The organism is Exiguobacterium sp. s46 (assembly GCF_018618875.1).
Classification (GTDB): domain Bacteria; phylum Bacillota; class Bacilli; order Exiguobacteriales; family Exiguobacteriaceae; genus Exiguobacterium_A; species Exiguobacterium_A abrahamii.
Genome location: NZ_JACSMY010000004.1, coordinates 13,471 through 28,377 on the forward strand (window position 1 = coordinate 13,471; position 14,907 = coordinate 28,377).

13 protein-coding genes are annotated in these 14,907 nt (G+C 49.5%); 11 read left to right on the plus strand and 2 right to left on the minus strand.

Annotation, left to right across the window (positions count from 1 at the left end; translation table 11 throughout):
* Nucleotides 1–104 precede the first annotated feature (104 nt).
* The 7 genes from KNQ08_RS14640 (at nucleotide 105) to ligA (ending at nucleotide 8,919) form a co-directional block, all read left to right on the plus strand.
* A complete protein-coding gene (locus KNQ08_RS14640) occupies nucleotides 105–1,844 on the plus strand; it encodes an adenine deaminase C-terminal domain-containing protein (RefSeq protein WP_064300875.1) in 1,740 nt (579 codons plus the stop codon).
* Between the two features lie 68 nt (nucleotides 1,845–1,912).
* Nucleotides 1,913–2,227, plus strand: a complete 315-nt coding sequence (locus KNQ08_RS14645) for a YerC/YecD family TrpR-related protein (protein WP_023467078.1) — start codon at nucleotides 1,913–1,915, stop codon at nucleotides 2,225–2,227.
* Nucleotides 2,228–2,264: 37 nt separating this feature from the next.
* Nucleotides 2,265–3,644: a TrkH family potassium uptake protein gene (locus KNQ08_RS14650; protein ID WP_029340750.1), complete on the plus strand. Its 1,380-nt coding sequence runs from the start codon at nucleotides 2,265–2,267 to the stop codon at nucleotides 3,642–3,644.
* A gap of 12 nt (nucleotides 3,645–3,656) precedes the next feature.
* The gene (locus tag KNQ08_RS14655) at nucleotides 3,657–3,881 is read left to right on the plus strand and encodes a hypothetical protein (RefSeq protein ID WP_064300874.1); all 225 of its coding nucleotides are present in this window, start codon (nucleotides 3,657–3,659) and stop codon (nucleotides 3,879–3,881) included.
* Nucleotides 3,882–3,943: 62 nt separating this feature from the next.
* Nucleotides 3,944–4,639: a heptaprenylglyceryl phosphate synthase gene (gene pcrB / locus KNQ08_RS14660; RefSeq protein WP_023467081.1), complete on the plus strand. Its 696-nt coding sequence runs from the start codon at nucleotides 3,944–3,946 to the stop codon at nucleotides 4,637–4,639.
* Between the two features lie 45 nt (nucleotides 4,640–4,684).
* Complete coding sequence (gene pcrA, locus KNQ08_RS14665; RefSeq protein WP_050678990.1) at nucleotides 4,685–6,910, plus strand: DNA helicase PcrA; 2,226 nt, start codon at nucleotides 4,685–4,687, stop codon at nucleotides 6,908–6,910.
* A 14-nt stretch (nucleotides 6,911–6,924) separates the two neighbouring features.
* The gene (gene ligA / locus KNQ08_RS14670) at nucleotides 6,925–8,919 is read left to right on the plus strand and encodes an NAD-dependent DNA ligase LigA (RefSeq protein WP_047394971.1); all 1,995 of its coding nucleotides are present in this window, start codon (nucleotides 6,925–6,927) and stop codon (nucleotides 8,917–8,919) included.
* A 471-nt stretch (nucleotides 8,920–9,390) separates the two neighbouring features.
* On the opposite strand, the gene KNQ08_RS14675 is transcribed toward ligA, so the two are convergent.
* Complete coding sequence (locus KNQ08_RS14675; protein WP_023467085.1) at nucleotides 9,391–9,972, minus strand: class D sortase; 582 nt, start codon at nucleotides 9,970–9,972, stop codon at nucleotides 9,391–9,393.
* 134 nt (nucleotides 9,973–10,106) lie between these two features.
* On the opposite strand from KNQ08_RS14675, the gene KNQ08_RS14680 reads away from it, so the two are divergent.
* From KNQ08_RS14680 to KNQ08_RS14690, 3 genes are all read left to right on the plus strand, one after another.
* Nucleotides 10,107–11,285 carry a CamS family sex pheromone protein gene (locus tag KNQ08_RS14680; RefSeq protein WP_047394974.1) on the plus strand — a complete coding sequence of 393 codons (1,179 nt, stop codon included), beginning with the start codon at nucleotides 10,107–10,109 and terminating at the stop codon, nucleotides 11,283–11,285.
* A gap of 270 nt (nucleotides 11,286–11,555) precedes the next feature.
* Entirely contained in the window at nucleotides 11,556–12,410 is an 855-nt protein-coding gene (locus KNQ08_RS14685; RefSeq protein WP_050678993.1) for a MurR/RpiR family transcriptional regulator, read from the plus strand.
* Between the two features lie 13 nt (nucleotides 12,411–12,423).
* Nucleotides 12,424–13,599 (plus strand): M20 metallopeptidase family protein, encoded by a 1,176-nt coding sequence (locus KNQ08_RS14690; protein WP_214806206.1) that lies wholly within the window; start codon nucleotides 12,424–12,426, stop codon nucleotides 13,597–13,599.
* A gap of 55 nt (nucleotides 13,600–13,654) precedes the next feature.
* Here the strand turns inward: KNQ08_RS14690 and KNQ08_RS14695 are convergent, their stop codons facing one another.
* The gene (locus KNQ08_RS14695) at nucleotides 13,655–13,849 is read right to left on the minus strand and encodes a YwbE family protein (protein WP_023467094.1); all 195 of its coding nucleotides are present in this window, start codon (nucleotides 13,847–13,849) and stop codon (nucleotides 13,655–13,657) included.
* Nucleotides 13,850–14,044: 195 nt separating this feature from the next.
* Between KNQ08_RS14695 and KNQ08_RS14700 the strand changes: the two genes are divergently transcribed.
* Complete coding sequence (locus tag KNQ08_RS14700) at nucleotides 14,045–14,902, plus strand: DnaJ C-terminal domain-containing protein (protein WP_050678995.1); 858 nt, start codon at nucleotides 14,045–14,047, stop codon at nucleotides 14,900–14,902.
* Nucleotides 14,903–14,907: the final 5 nt, after the last annotated feature.

Here is a 14,907-nt window from a genome sequence, read left to right on the forward strand (position 1 = left end):
ATGAATCCGGAACGGGGCAAAACTTCTTGAAACTTACTTAGCAACATTTTAGTATAAGAACTATAAGAAAGCGTTTTCAATAAAACAAAGGAGGTCGAGCTTTCGTGAAAAAAAATTGTGGAAGATCCCCTTGGACGAAATCTGAAGTACGAACACACCAAGCGGTCATCAGCGGAAAGCTTGCACCGACACTTGTCATACAGAATGCCACTTACCTGAATCATGGTGTCAAAGCATGGCGGACGGCGAACATCTGGATTAGTGGCGACCGGATCGTCTATGTCGGTCCAGAGATGCCGGAACAAGCCGATGCGTACCATGATGCGACAGGTCAATATATCGTACCCGGTTACATTGAACCCCATGCCCATCCGTTCCAACTTTACAATCCAGCGAGTCTTGCAAAATTCGCAGCAGAGCGGGGAACATCGACGCTCGTCAACGACAATATGTTGTTATTATTAGAGCCGACGGAGCAAGCGTTTGCTCAAGTCGAGGCGCTAGCAGACTTACCGACCTCGATGTACTGGTGGGCACGACTCGACGCACAAACCGAGCTTGATGCCGACAGTATATCGATCGATAATCGCCGGATTCAAGCGTGGCTCAAGCATCCACAAGTCATCCAAGCAGGTGAGTTGACGGGATGGCCACGTCTCTCGCAAGGGGACGATGAATTGCTCCATTGGATGCAGGATGCGATCAAACTCGGAAAACCGATCGAAGGTCATTTCCCTGGTGCTTCAGCGAAGACGCTGACGAAGATGGCGCTGTATGGCGTGACGAGCGATCACGAAGCGATGACGGTCGAAGAAGCGATGACACGTCTTGAACTTGGCTACACGACGACAATTCGTTATTCATCGATTCGTCCAGATCTACCGGATATCTTTAAAGGTCTCGTCGAAGCAGGGTTGACGCAGTTCGATAAGGTACTCGTGACGACAGATGGTTCAACGCCGTCCTTTTATAAGGCAGGCATGATGGATGAGACGATCCGATTGATGCTCGAGGCAGGCATCCCGGTCGAAGAAGCGTACCGGATCGCGTCGTACAATGCAGCGCGTCATTTTAATCTCGATCATCTACTCGGGAGTATCGCACCAGGACGAATCGCGCATCTCAATTTCCTTGAGGCAAAAGATGCACCGACACCTGTCGCCGTACTTGCGCGCGGCACATGGGTCCGTCAAGCCGACATCCCCTGTTACCCGGCAGAAGCGCTCGATGCTGTCTATGCGCTCATGCCACGCTCGGAAGTCCAGGTTTCCTTAACGGAACAGGATTTTTCGTTTAGCATGCCGGTTGGTCTTGAGATGGTCAATTCCGTCATCATGAAGCTCTATCAAGTCGAACACGATACAAGTGTGCCTGTGCTACCGGCAGGATGTGATGAATCCTTCCTGATGTTACTCGACCGGGAAGGGAAGTGGCGACTGAATACCGTTCTGAAAAACTTTGCGACACAAGTCGGTGGTCTCGTCAGTTCGTACTCGATTAGCGGTGATATCTTGATGATCGGTAAATCGAAACGAGACATGCAAGTCGCGTTTGATCGAATGAAAGCGTTCGGCGGCGGAATCGTTCTCGTCGAGGACGGAGAAGTCATCGCTGAAGTTCCGTTGACCTTGATGGGGCAGACGTCCGACTTGCCACTCGAAGATTTGATCGTTCAGGAAACCGCTCTACGGGAAGCATTGTTCGAACGCGGTTATGCGTTTGAAGATCCTGTCTATACGTTGCTATTCCTAGCGTCCACTCACTTGCCATATGTGCGGATCACACCGCAGGGAATATACGAAGTCCTTCGGAAAAAAGTCCTTTTCCCAGCGATTTTGCGATGATGCTTGAATTTTAAAACGTCGCGCTTTAAACTATTAAAGAGCAATTGAATGGGAAAGGGAGTCACAAGATGCAACTCGATAAATTGCGTGGAAAAGAATTGGATCAGTTATTTACAGCCATCATGAAGATGGATTCATTAGAAGATTGTTATACGTTGTTCGAAGACTTAGCGACCGTCAACGAAATCCAGGCGCTCGCCCAACGTCTTGAAGTCGCACGTCAATTACGTGAAGGCAATACGTATCACAAAATCGAAAAGGCGACCGGTGCTTCAACAGCAACGATCTCGCGTGTCAAACGTTGCTTGAACTACGGTTCGGGCGGTTATGATCTGGCGCTTGCCCGCCTAGGTCTTATCGAGCAAGAAGTAGCGGATAACTAATGTTATCCGCTACTTCTATGAAGGGGGGCGTGTCATATTGGATTTTGCGTTACAACATAAAATTCAGCATTTCATTCGAAGGCTGACGCCCATCCAGTCGCTCGTCATCATCTATTTCGTTGCAGTCATCATCGGAATCATCATGCTCGGTCTGCCGTGGTCGACCAAGGGAGACTACAACTGGGATTTCACGGACCTCGTCTTCATGGCGGTCAGTTGTGTCAGTGTCACTGGTTTGACGACGGTCTCGGTCTCAGAAACCTTCACGACGTTCGGCTACTTCATGATCATGATTTTAGTGCAAGTCAGCGGAATCGGTTTGATGTCGCTTCATATCGCGATGTGGGTCATTCTCGGAAAACGAATCGGCTTTCGGGAACGCCAACTCGTCGTCCGAGATCAGAACCAGACGACGATGCAAGGGGTCGTCAAATACATTCGGGAAGTCATCTTGATCATCGTCTCGATTGAATTGATCGGGGCATTGATTCTCGGGCTGTACTATACGAAATATTTTCCGACACTAGGTGAAGCGATGCTCCAAGGACTGTTCGGATCGGTCAGTGCGACGACGAATGCTGGTTTTGATATCACGGGTGAATCGTTACTACCGTTTCGTGGTGATTTGTTCGTCGTCTTCATGCAAATTTTGTTACTGACACTTGGGGCGATCGGCTTTCCGGTACTCGTCGAAGTCCGGCGCTACATCTCGTACCGGGCGACACGCCAAGCGACACGTCAACCGTATCATTTTTCACTGTTTACAAAATTAACGGCGTCAACGTTCTTCATTCTCGTCCTATTCGGAACGGTAGCATTGCTGCTATTTGAATGGAACCAATCCTTTAAAGGTTTACCGATCGATGAGAAGCTCGTCGACGCCTTGTTCCAATCCGTCACGACCCGAAACGGGGGATTGACGACGGTCGACATCACCTCCTTCTCACAAGCGTCGATTTTCGTCCTGTCGCTCTTGATGTTCATCGGGGCGTCACCGTCTTCCGTTGGTGGGGGGATTCGAACGACGACGTTCGCGGTCGCCGTCTTGAGTGTCATCGCCTTCATCCGAGGCGAATACGGCATCAAAATCTTTGGTCGTGAGATTGGTCAGTCGGACATCTGGAAAGCCTTCGTCGTCATCGTCGTCTCGACTGGTGTGACGATGGTCGGATTGATCGTCTTATTGCTTGTCGAAGATGCCCCGTTCCTCGTGCTGTTTTTTGAAGCCTGTTCAGCGTTCGGAACGACCGGTCTATCGCTCGGCATCACGGATCAATTATCGGATATCGGAAAATGGACGTTGTCTGTGCTGATGTTCATCGGTCGAATCGGTGTCATCTCGTTCGTTCTTCTCCTGAAAGCGAACCAACCGAAACGTAACTACAACTATCCGAAGGAATCCGTCATCATCGGATAAGGAGGCTCTTTTATGAAACGTGCCTTTTGGATCAACTTCGCCTATATCTTTGCTGTTCCTGTCTTACCGTTTTTGGCGCTCGTCAACGGTCGAGCACTCTGTTCACCGGATTCACCGTTACTGGACGTCCCGATACTCGGCTTCTTTTTGGCAGAACCGTGGGCGTTCGTGCCGGTATATGCTGTCTTTGCGTTGTTACTGGCGTCACTCTTGACGAAACGACGGACACACGTCTGACCATCTCGCCCTGCGCGAGATGGTTTTTTGTTTTATACTGAATGTGGAATGAGAAAGAGAGGATGGGACGAACCGTGTTATTACCTTTTAATGAATGGCGACATGTCTTTAAACTAGATCCAGCAAAACCAATTGATGATGCTAGCCTGCAGGCGATTGCGACGTCCGGAACGGATGCGATTCTTGTCGGTGGAACAGATGACATCACACTCGATGCGACGCTTGATCTCTTGATGCGTTTGCGCCGGTATCCAGTCGCAGTGGCACTCGAGATTTCTGAACTCGAAGCCGCAACGATGGGATTTGATACGTATCTGACACCGACGGTCCTGAATGCGGGAACATTAGAGTACGTCGTTGAAAAACAAGTCGAGGCGTTAGAACAAGTCGGTCATATGCTGGCGCACGCTGACCTTGTCGGGGAAGGGTATATCGTCCTGAATCCTGATGCGAAGGTCGCGCGTGTGACACAAGCAAAACCGCTAACATTAGATGAGACCGTCGCTTATGCGCAGTTAGCGGATAGCGTCTTCCGTCTACCGGTCGTGTATCTCGAATACAGCGGCGTTTACGGAGAACCGGAACGAGTAGCAGCCGTTCGCGATGTCTTGAAACAGGCACGCCTGTTTTACGGTGGAGGAATCGATTCCGAGGAGCGAGCGCGTGAGATGCTGCAGTATGCGGATACGATCGTCGTCGGGAACGTCATTTATGAGGATTTAAAAGCAGCGCTTGCGACTGTCGCAGCGACACGATAAAATATAGGAACAAAAGTTCGGAATATAAGAAATGAGGCTATTGATATGTTTAATTTGAGTGAACAGCTCGTCAGTGGACTAAACCCTGAGCAAGCAAGAGCAGTCAAGCATACGGAAGGTCCACTGCTGATCATGGCAGGAGCCGGTTCCGGGAAGACACGCGTCCTGACACATCGGGTCGCTTATTTGATGGCGGCTAAACAAGTCGCACCGTGGAACATCCTCGCGATTACGTTCACGAACAAGGCGGCGCGGGAAATGCGAGACCGGATCGGTCGTTTGGTCGGTGGTGTCGCGAACGATATTTGGGTCTCGACCTTCCACTCGATGTGCGTCCGGATGTTACGTCGCGACATCGATCAGCTTGGATACGATCGTAACTTCACGATTCTTGATTCAAGTGATCAGCAGTCGGCGATCAAGCTCGTCTTAAAGGAACAAAACTTGGACCCGAAAAAATGGGATCCACGTTCGATGCTGACGATCATCTCGTCACAGAAAAATGAATTACGCAGTGCTGAATTCTACGCCTCGATCGTGACGAGCCCGTATGAAAAGACAGTTGCTGAAATCTATAAAGGATATGAAGCGGTCTTACGCCGGAACAACGCGCTCGACTTTGATGATTTGATCGGAAAAACGACGGAATTGTTCAAGAAGAGTCCGGATGTCCTTGCTTACTATCAGAAGAAATTCCGCTACATTCATGTCGATGAGTATCAAGATACGAACAAAGCCCAGTATGATCTCGTCAACCTGTTAGCATCGGGACATCAGAATCTCTGTGTCGTTGGAGACTCGGATCAGTCGATCTATCGCTGGCGTGGTGCTGACATCGCGAACATCCTCTCGTTCGAAGAGGACTATCCGAATGCAGCTGTCATCTTACTCGAGCAAAACTACCGTTCTTCCAAACGAATCTTGGAAGCAGCCAACCATGTCATCCAAAACAACTCGACACGCAAAGATAAGAAACTTTGGACGGATAATGATGAAGGCGAGAAGCTCGTCGTTCATACGGCGGAGAATGAGCGGGAAGAAGCCTTTTATATCGTCCAGGAGATTCGGAACTCACTTCGTTACGGGATGAAACTGAGCGATATCGCGATTCTGTACCGGACGAATGCACAATCGCGTGCCATTGAGGAAACGCTTCTTAAGTCGAACGTTCCGTACAAAATGATCGGCGGCACGAAGTTCTACGATCGTAAAGAGATCAAGGACGTGCTTGCTTATCTCCGATTGATTTCGAATCCGGATGAAGACCTGTCCTTCGCGCGGATCGTCAACGAACCAAAACGCGGGATTGGTGCGACGACGATTGATAAGCTGCGTGATTTCGCTGACTTACAAGGTGTGTCATTGATGGAAGCGATTCGCGATATCGAATTGTCGAGTATCGCACCAAAGACGGCAGCGAAGCTGACGGATTTCCGGACGATGATTCTCGGACTCAGCCAAATGCAAGAATTCATCAGCCTGTCGGAACTAGTCGAAGAAGTGCTCGAAAAATCAGGCTATCGTCAAGTGCTGAAGGAAGATAAGACACTTGAAGCGCAGAGTCGTCTCGAGAACATCAACGAGTTCATCACTGTTGCGCAAAACTTTGAGAAGGAGACGGCGAAAGCCGATCCAGAAGACCGGACGATCATCGCCTTCTTGACCGATTTGACACTCGTCGCCGATGTTGATTCACTCGACGAGACGGATCCGGAAGAACAAGTCACGTTGATGACGCTTCACTCGGCAAAAGGACTCGAGTTCCCTGTCGTCTTCTTGATTGGGATGGAGGAAGGATTGTTCCCACATAGCCGCTCGCTTCAAGATGAAGACGAGATGGAAGAAGAACGTCGCCTCGCGTACGTCGGGATCACACGTGCTGAGAAACGCCTTTACTTGTCACACGCGCGGATGCGCTCCCTGTACGGACGAACGAATGCGAACCAAGAATCACGGTTCCTAGCAGAGCTGCCGGAAGTCGTCATCGAGCGGACCGGTAAAAAAGCGAAGCCACTCCCATGGGAAGACCGCCCTGTTCCGCAAGGCAAAGCCGTCATCGGTCGCTCGATCAGCAAACCGACAGCAATGAAGACGTCAGGTGCGGAAACGCTCGGTTGGTCGGTCGGAGATAAGGCAGAGCACGGGAAATGGGGACTCGGTACAGTCGTCCAGACTCGTGGTGAAGGGGATAATCTTGAAATCGATATCGCATTCCCAGCAGTCGGAATCAAACGATTGCTCGCGAAATTCGCACCGATTAAAAAGGTATGACGGGAGGTCCACAGATGGACGCAAGCCAGCGTATAGATGAGATTCGTCAAACATTGAACCGATACAGCTACGAATACTACGTACTGGATCAACCAACGGTACCGGATGCGACGTACGATCAACTGCTTCGTGAACTGACGGAGTTAGAAACAGAGCATCCAGAACTGATTACACCGGATTCGCCGACGCAACGCGTCGGCGCGGCACCGCTCGAAGCGTTCGAGAAGGTGACGCATGATTTACCGATGCTGTCGCTCGGAAACGTCTTTGATGAGACGGAAATTCGCGAATGGGTCGCTCGGATTGAGCGGTCGCTCGGACGTTCGACGACGTATGTCGCCGAACTGAAATTCGATGGACTTGCCATCTCGCTGAAATACGAAGACGGGCGATTCGTCCGTGGGGCGACGCGTGGCGATGGAACAGTCGGCGAAAACATCACGCAGAATCTACGGACGATCAAAGCGTTACCGCTTCGTTTGCAGGCGGAAGAGACGGTCGAAGTCCGCGGTGAGGCTTACATGCCGAAACAATCGTTCGAACGCTTGAATGAAGACCGGGCTAGCCGAGAAGAGACATTGTTCGCGAATCCGCGTAACGCGGCCGCAGGTAGTCTGCGTCAGCTGGATTCGTCAATCACAGCGTCACGTAATCTGTCGTTATTCGTGTATGGCGTCGGTGTCAATACCTTGACGGCCCGTTCACATAGCGAAGCGATGGCACAACTTGCCTCACTTGGGTTACCGACCAATCAACATATGCAGACGTGTGAGACGGTGGAAGAGATTCTTGCCTACATCGCACATTGGACGGAAGCGCGCGCGAGCCTGCCATATGAGATCGACGGAATCGTCTTGAAAGTCGATCGATACGATGATCAGGAAGAGCTCGGCTTCACAGCAAAAAGTCCCCGCTTCGCGACAGCCTATAAGTTCGCGGCGGAAGAAGTCATGACGACAGTCGAAGACGTTGATTTCAGTGTCGGTCGGACCGGGAAAGTCACGCCTCGTGCCCGTTTTGCACCGGTCGTCGTCGCAGGATCGACGGTGACGTATGCGACACTACACAACGCTGACTTCATCGCTGAAAAAGATATCCGCCTTCAGGACTCGGTCATCATTAAAAAAGCAGGCGATGTCATCCCGGCAGTCGTACAAGTCGTCACGGCAGAACGGACCGGGGAAGAAACACCGATTGTTTTCCCAACGCATTGTCCGGCCTGTCAATCGGAACTTGTCCGGCTCGAAGGTGAAGTCGACATCCGCTGTGTCAGTCCGGAATGCCCAGCGCAATTGATGGAAGGCATCATTCACTTCGTTTCGCGTCAGGCGATGAACATCGACGGTCTCGGTGAAAAAGTCGTCCGTCAATTGTATGATCATGAAGCAATCCGGACGATTGCCGATTTATATCGACTCGATCGTGAGGAATTATTGACGTTTGATCGAATGGGTGAGACGTCCGTCGATAAATTGCTTGCGGCAATCGAAGCCTCGAAACAGAACTCGGTCGAGCGTCTCTTGTTTGGTCTCGGAATCCGACTCGTTGGTCAAAAAGCGGCGTATCTTCTAGCGGAACGTTTTGATTCGTTAGCAGGGATTGCAGCTGCAAGCTACGATGAGATTGTCGCAATCGATGGCATCGGTGGGAAAATCGCAGATTCAATCGTGAAGTACTTCGAACATCCGGAAGCACAGGCATTGATTCGTGATTTGGAACAACTCGGCGTTAATCAACGTTTCCTTGGTGAACGGGTTGATCAGACGAATGCACCGCTCGGTGGCAAAACGATCGTCTTGACGGGGACGCTCGAGAGCTTAAAACGGTCAGAGGCTGGTAAACGACTCGAAGCACTCGGTGCCGATGTGACAGGAAGCGTCAGTAAAAAGACAGACGTACTCGTCGCAGGGGAAAAGGCAGGTTCTAAGCTGACGAAGGCAGAATCGCTTGGTATCGAAATTTGGGATGAAGCGCGTCTGTTAGAAGAATTAGCTAAACACGAAGCGTGAAGAGAATGAATGAGAACGATCAAATAAAAAGGAAGGCGGAATTCCGCCTTCCTTTGAAACTGAAGATAGTGTGCAATTTTTCTCTAACGAGAAGGATTGCGCTTTTTTTGTTCGTCTCGCATCGTTTTCCTGGGAAAAGCATCGCGCCGCTTCGCTTCGCTGCAGGGTCGCTCTTGCTTGTTTTTCCCTAGGAAGCGATGTCGAGGGAACAAAACGCTTCTCTGATCTTTCTTCCGGGGATAAAAAAGAATGACGCGTCATACGCCACTCCTACAGGAAAAAGCGCGATTTTGCGCTGTCAGAGACAAACGAGACCCGTTTTCCTGCTCGAATGGAGCGGGAAAACCGGCTTGTGTCTCGCCTGAGGAAAGGGCGTGAAAAGACGAGTCATTTTTTGAGTCATCCTTCTTTTTGTCTATAATCTGAAAGGAAGGTGGAATTCCGCCTTCCTTCTATTCGTGTTCATCCTTGTCACGAAGCAATCGTCTCGCTCCGAATCAAAGTACCTTGTTTGATGAGACGATTCGTTGCCGTTTCTGGTGGATCACAGGTGATCAATGTGATGGTTGGGGAAGCGACGGATTGGTCGAGGACGGACAATGTCGTCGGTGTGACAAGACGACTGGACGTGATACGGTACGTATACCGATGTGTTTTTGTCGTGACGACGACGGTATCGCCTTTTTTGACGTCAGGCAGACGATTGAAGTGAAGCCCTTCCGTGAAACTTCGGTGTCCGGCGAGCGCATAATTGCCTTTTCCGGGTGATCCGGTTTCTGGAATATGACCGATACTACGGTCTAAGACCGCTGTCGTCGAGCCTTCTAAGATGACTTGCTCGAAATCTATGCTTGGAATCGAGAGCAGTCCAACACCTGATTTGGCGAGCGGTTGTTTTGTCTCTTTCGCATCGACGGTCTTCAAACTTTTGGTCCATTGTTCCTTTAAATTGGCTGCTTCCTGTTCACGCTGATAGTCACTGATGAATGGCCAAGCAATAAGGGCGATGCCTGCCAGTAAAAAAAGCAGACCGATGAATTTACGACGTGTCATGAGAAAAAGTCCTTTCGGATACGCCAAGGCGCATCATCTTTTTTGAAAATCAGGGGAAAACTTGTCCTTCCCCGATGGAAAACGATTCTGTTATGATAAAGAGAACGATTTAAAAACATGGGGTGCAAATAGAGATGAACTATAAAACAGCAGTAGCGTTGACGTTATCGAGCACGTTATTTTTAGGTGCTTGTTCGTTCGACCTTTCGCCAAGTAGCGATACAAAAGAAGTCATTACTGAAAGTGAACAAGGTAAGGAAGTCCAAGCCGTTGTCAGTCCAGCCATTGATACGACGGATTCGTACTATCGGACGGTCTTGCCGTTTCGTCCAAGTGTTGCACGTGGAATGACACAAAAACGTGTCAGTTCACGTCTTGAGCTCGATGAAATCGAAACGGGTTTAATGCGTCATTCGACACAGTTTTTTGATCCGGAAAAATACTATTACCAAGAAGGTCAGTTACTCGAAGCCGACCAAATCGCGAAATGGTTGTTGCGAAAAGGAAAAGCAGGCGATGGCGTCAGCGATCCTGAAGGTCTGAACCCAGCCTACACGTCTGGTAAGTCGTATAAAGAAAAAAACCAAAAGTCACCTATGATTCTATCGCATATCTTAGAGCAAGACTACATGCTTGAAGAAGATAAGAAACTCGAACTTGGTGGCACGTCGATTGCGCTTGTCTTAAATAGTGAGTATGTGTTCCAAGATGAAAACTATGGACCGACCTATACCGTTAAACTTGATGAAAAGAAAGTCGTTGCTGAAGGGAAGCGGATGGCAAACGATTTAGTCAAGAAGATGCGTAAGACACAAGGGATGAAGACGACACCGATTCACGTCGCCCTCTACCTCCAGGAAAAAGAAGGGTCACCGGTTTCCGGTCACTATCTCTCGTCTGCATTCATCGGTCGCGGGAATCAAATCAGTGCGAACGACTGGAAAAACTACAATGAGCGCTATTACTACTACCCGTCAGCACGCGCAACGAATGACGTGCGGGATGATGCAGCGAAGTTCGATTTATTCAAAGACCGCCTAGAAGACTACTTCCCGAACTACACCGGTATGATGGGGGAAGGCTTCTATCAAGAAGATGAACTTAAAAAGCTTGAGATGAAGATTCCCGTTCAATTTTACGGAAAAGCAGAACTCGTCGCATTCGTTCAGTACGTGACGTACCTGCTTGAGAATCGTTGGGAGTATAATCGAAACATTCCAACGACGATCACTGTGACGAACTTGAACGGGGATACGGAAGCGATGCTATTCCTCGATCCGGATACAAAGAAACCGATCGTCAAGATTCGTTGATTTCTCCATTCACTTTATGTAGCGACATTCCTCCAATGGGCGGAATGTCGCTTTTTTGTACGACGGATGCTGGAAGAGAGAAGCATATGAATCAGAAAGGAAGGGTATGGAAGAAGAATGGTATTTTGTTTCACTTTCCCATTTTTTAGATTTACGAAAGCCAGTAGAAGAGAGCATAATGAAAGAAGAACAGTTCTACACACAGGAACGACGAGGTAAGTGATGAATCGTCAGTTCTTTTAAGAAGAAGAGGATAAAGGAGAGATGTAGATGAAAGGCGGTATCTATTCACAAATCGGTGCAGTTCGAGAGGAACTACCATCGTCCTCACGAAAAGTCGCAGACTATGTCTTGACGCATATGAACCAAATTGCGCGCATGACGATCCACCAACTTGCAGAGGAATCAGATACAAGTGCCGCTGCAGTCGTCCGCTTCTGTCGCGCACTTGGATTAAAAGGATACCCGGAGTTGCGGATGCGCATTTCTGCCGATACAGCACGGACGGATTTAAAAGGGTATCACGATATCGAAAAGGATGAACGTCCCGTCGACTTGATTGAAAAAACGCTTAGTAACAGTATTCAAGCATTACAGGATACTGCGAAGCAGTTGAATGATGAACGGATTGCGGATGCGATTGATGTGATTGATCAGGCGCGTGCGATTTATTTTTATGGGATTGGGGCATCCCATGTCGTAGCCGAAGACGCTGCTCAAAAATGGACGCGTGTCGGGAAACTAGCGATTCAAGAAACGGACCAGCATCTACTTGCGACGATCTTAGCGAATGCACGTAAAGAAGATGTCTTCTTTGCGATTTCTTACAGCGGAGAAACAGAAGAGGTCGTCGAATTGATCCGTTTGGCGAAAATCCAAGGGCTGAAGGTCATCAGTCTGACACGTTTCGGGGACAACCGGATCAGCCAACTAGCGGATATCGCGCTTTGGACATCACGCGCTCCGGAAGCACCGCTTCGTAGTGCGGCGCTCAGTTCGCGTCTCGCCCAACTATTTGCGATCGATGTCTTGTTCTTATCGTATGCTGCGGGACATTATGAAGACACACTCGAACGCCTCCAATACACGCGGGAAAGCGTTAAGACACTGCATCAAAAGAAATAAGGGGGATACATATATGTCAGAACGAACTGCCGGACTAGACGCGTTGTATCCAGAAATGGTCGAGCGCCGTCGCTATTTACATCAGCACCCAGAGTTGTCGTTTCACGAAGTCGAGACCCCGCGTTATATCGCGCGACATTTAAAAGCGCTCGGAATCGAAGTCAAGACGGAGGTCGGCGGACGTGGTGTCGTCGGGTATATTCGTGGAGGAAAACCGGGAAAGACCGTCGCGTTACGCGCCGATTTTGATGCCTTACCGATTGCTGACGCTAAAGAGGTCGCGTATCGGTCGACGGTTCCGGGTGTGATGCACGCATGCGGTCACGATGGTCATACGGCGACGTTACTTGCTGTCGCAGAGACGCTCATGCAACAGCGAGAATCATTACCGGGGAACGTCGTTTTGATTCATCAACATGCGGAAGAAGTCGTTCCGGGCGGTGCACGCGATATGATTGCGGACGGTTGTCTCGAAGGAGTCGATGTCATCTTCGGAACGCATCTTTGGTCAACGATCGATTTAGGACACGTCGGTGTTCGGACCGGTCCGATCATGGCAGCGGCTGATAAGTTCGAACTGACCTTATATGGAAAAGGCGGACACGGTGCGAAACCACATGAGACGATTGATGCTGTCTTACTCGGGGCAACAATCGTTAAGGAGTTACAATCGATCGTCAGTCGTCAACTCAATCCACTGGAGCCGGCAGTCGTGACCGTCGGAACATTACATGCTGGGAATACATTTAATGTCATTGCAGATCAAGCGATGTTGACAGGAACGGTCCGGACGTTTGATGAAGCGACAGCGGACGAGATCATTGAGCGGATGGAGCGGACGATCAAAGGAATCTGTGAGGCAGTCGGAGCAACGTATCACTTTACATACGAAAAAGGCTATCCAGCTGTCGTCAATCATGCTGCACCCACCGCATTGATTGAAACTGTCGCACGAGAAGTTTTAGGAGACGAGCGTGTATTTGAGATTGAACCGACGATGGGTGGCGAGGACTTCGCTTATTACTTGCAACACGTACCGGGTGCGTTCTTCTTTACAGGAGCGGGAGATGCTTCGTATCCACCGCATCACCATCCACAGTTTGATTTTAAGGAGCCGGCGATGCTCGATGCAGCGCGTATTCTCGTCGAAGCGACATGGCGTTACTTAGAACAAGCTACTGAATCATGAAAAAATCGCTCGTCTTGACTCCGAAAAGGAATCAGGACGAGCGATTGCTGTCTTTTTATCCTAAAATTTCTTGAACACGACCGACTTGACCGTCTTCTAAGCGCACTTTAATCCCGTGCGGATGTTGCGGAGATTTCGTGAGAAGGTCTTTGACGATTCCTTCTGTTCGTTTACCTGTTCGTTGATCTTGCTTCAACACGATGCTGACTTTAAGACCGGGCGTGATATTTTTACGTGTTTTACCATCCATCTGTAGATCCTCCCATCGTTCATTTCCTGTTTGGCTATCAGTATAACATGGTTCAGTCGGTGAAACTTGTTTGTCGCAAGGACGTAAAGTGAAAAGAGAACAGAATGTCAGAAAAAAGTTTGACTATATTTGACCAATTAAGATACGACTTTTATAATTAAGGTAATGAAGTATAGGAAAAGGAAGTGAATTCGAATGGCAAAAGACTACTACCAAACACTCGGTGTCGCAAAGGATGCATCGAATCAAGATATTAAGCGCGCGTACCGCAAATTGGCGAAGCAGTATCACCCAGACGTCAATAAAGAGGCGAGTGCGGACCAGCGTTTCAAGGATATCCAAGAAGCCTTCGATGTGCTTGGAGATGAGGAAAAACGAGCGAAGTATGATCGATACGGCAGTAACTTCGATCAGATGGCAGGTGCTGGAGCTGGTGGCGCTGGAGATTACGAAGATCTGTTCCGACAGTTCGGAGGTGGTGGACGGACACGACCTGGACAATCGTTCGGATTTGAAGACATGTTCGGTTCGTTCTTTAGTCAGGAAGAAGTGTCGACCGATGAAGAGCTTGAATTGACGGTCCCACTCAGTCATCTCAGTACGAACGAAAAAGTCACGGTGCGTCTTGCGACGGGTTCGATCCAGCTGACGCTTCCGAAAGACGTCTATGACGGTAAAAAAGTTCGCTTACGTGGAAAAAGTTCGATGCGTAACCGACAAGGTGTCGCGGGAGATGTTTACGTGACGATTCACTTGAAGGATGACGATCAGTTCCGACGGGTCGACCAAGACGTCATTTCAACCGTCCGTGTTCATCCGACGACGCTTGTGCTCGGAGGCGAAGTCGTCGCAGATACGCTTGAAGGGAAACGAATCAAACTGAAAGTCAAACCGGGCACGAAACCAGGAGCACGACTCCGGATTCCAAATCGTGGTCTGAGTCAAGCGAATGGTCATCGTGGGGCGTTACTTGTCCAACTCGAAGTCAAGTTACCTGAGATGGACCGTGCCTTTTATGAAGAGTGGGAACGTCAACTTGCAGTGAAGGAGTGATCAAG

Coding starts and splice junctions, on each gene's coding strand:
- KNQ08_RS14645 (WP_023467078.1), top strand. CDS start 1,913: ATGCAACTCGATAAATTGCGTGGAAAAGAATTGGATCAGTTATTTACA.
- KNQ08_RS14655 (WP_064300874.1), top strand. CDS start 3,657: ATGAAACGTGCCTTTTGGATCAACTTCGCCTATATCTTTGCTGTTCCT.
- pcrB (WP_023467081.1), top strand. CDS start 3,944: ATGGGACGAACCGTGTTATTACCTTTTAATGAATGGCGACATGTCTTT.
- pcrA (WP_050678990.1), top strand. CDS start 4,685: ATGTTTAATTTGAGTGAACAGCTCGTCAGTGGACTAAACCCTGAGCAA.
- ligA (WP_047394971.1), top strand. CDS start 6,925: ATGGACGCAAGCCAGCGTATAGATGAGATTCGTCAAACATTGAACCGA.
- KNQ08_RS14675 (WP_023467085.1), bottom strand. CDS start 9,972: ATGACACGTCGTAAATTCATCGGTCTGCTTTTTTTACTGGCAGGCATC.
- KNQ08_RS14680 (WP_047394974.1), top strand. CDS start 10,107: ATGAACTATAAAACAGCAGTAGCGTTGACGTTATCGAGCACGTTATTT.
- KNQ08_RS14685 (WP_050678993.1), top strand. CDS start 11,556: ATGAAAGGCGGTATCTATTCACAAATCGGTGCAGTTCGAGAGGAACTA.
- KNQ08_RS14690 (WP_214806206.1), top strand. CDS start 12,424: ATGTCAGAACGAACTGCCGGACTAGACGCGTTGTATCCAGAAATGGTC.
- KNQ08_RS14695 (WP_023467094.1), bottom strand. CDS start 13,849: ATGGATGGTAAAACACGTAAAAATATCACGCCCGGTCTTAAAGTCAGC.
- KNQ08_RS14700 (WP_050678995.1), top strand. CDS start 14,045: ATGGCAAAAGACTACTACCAAACACTCGGTGTCGCAAAGGATGCATCG.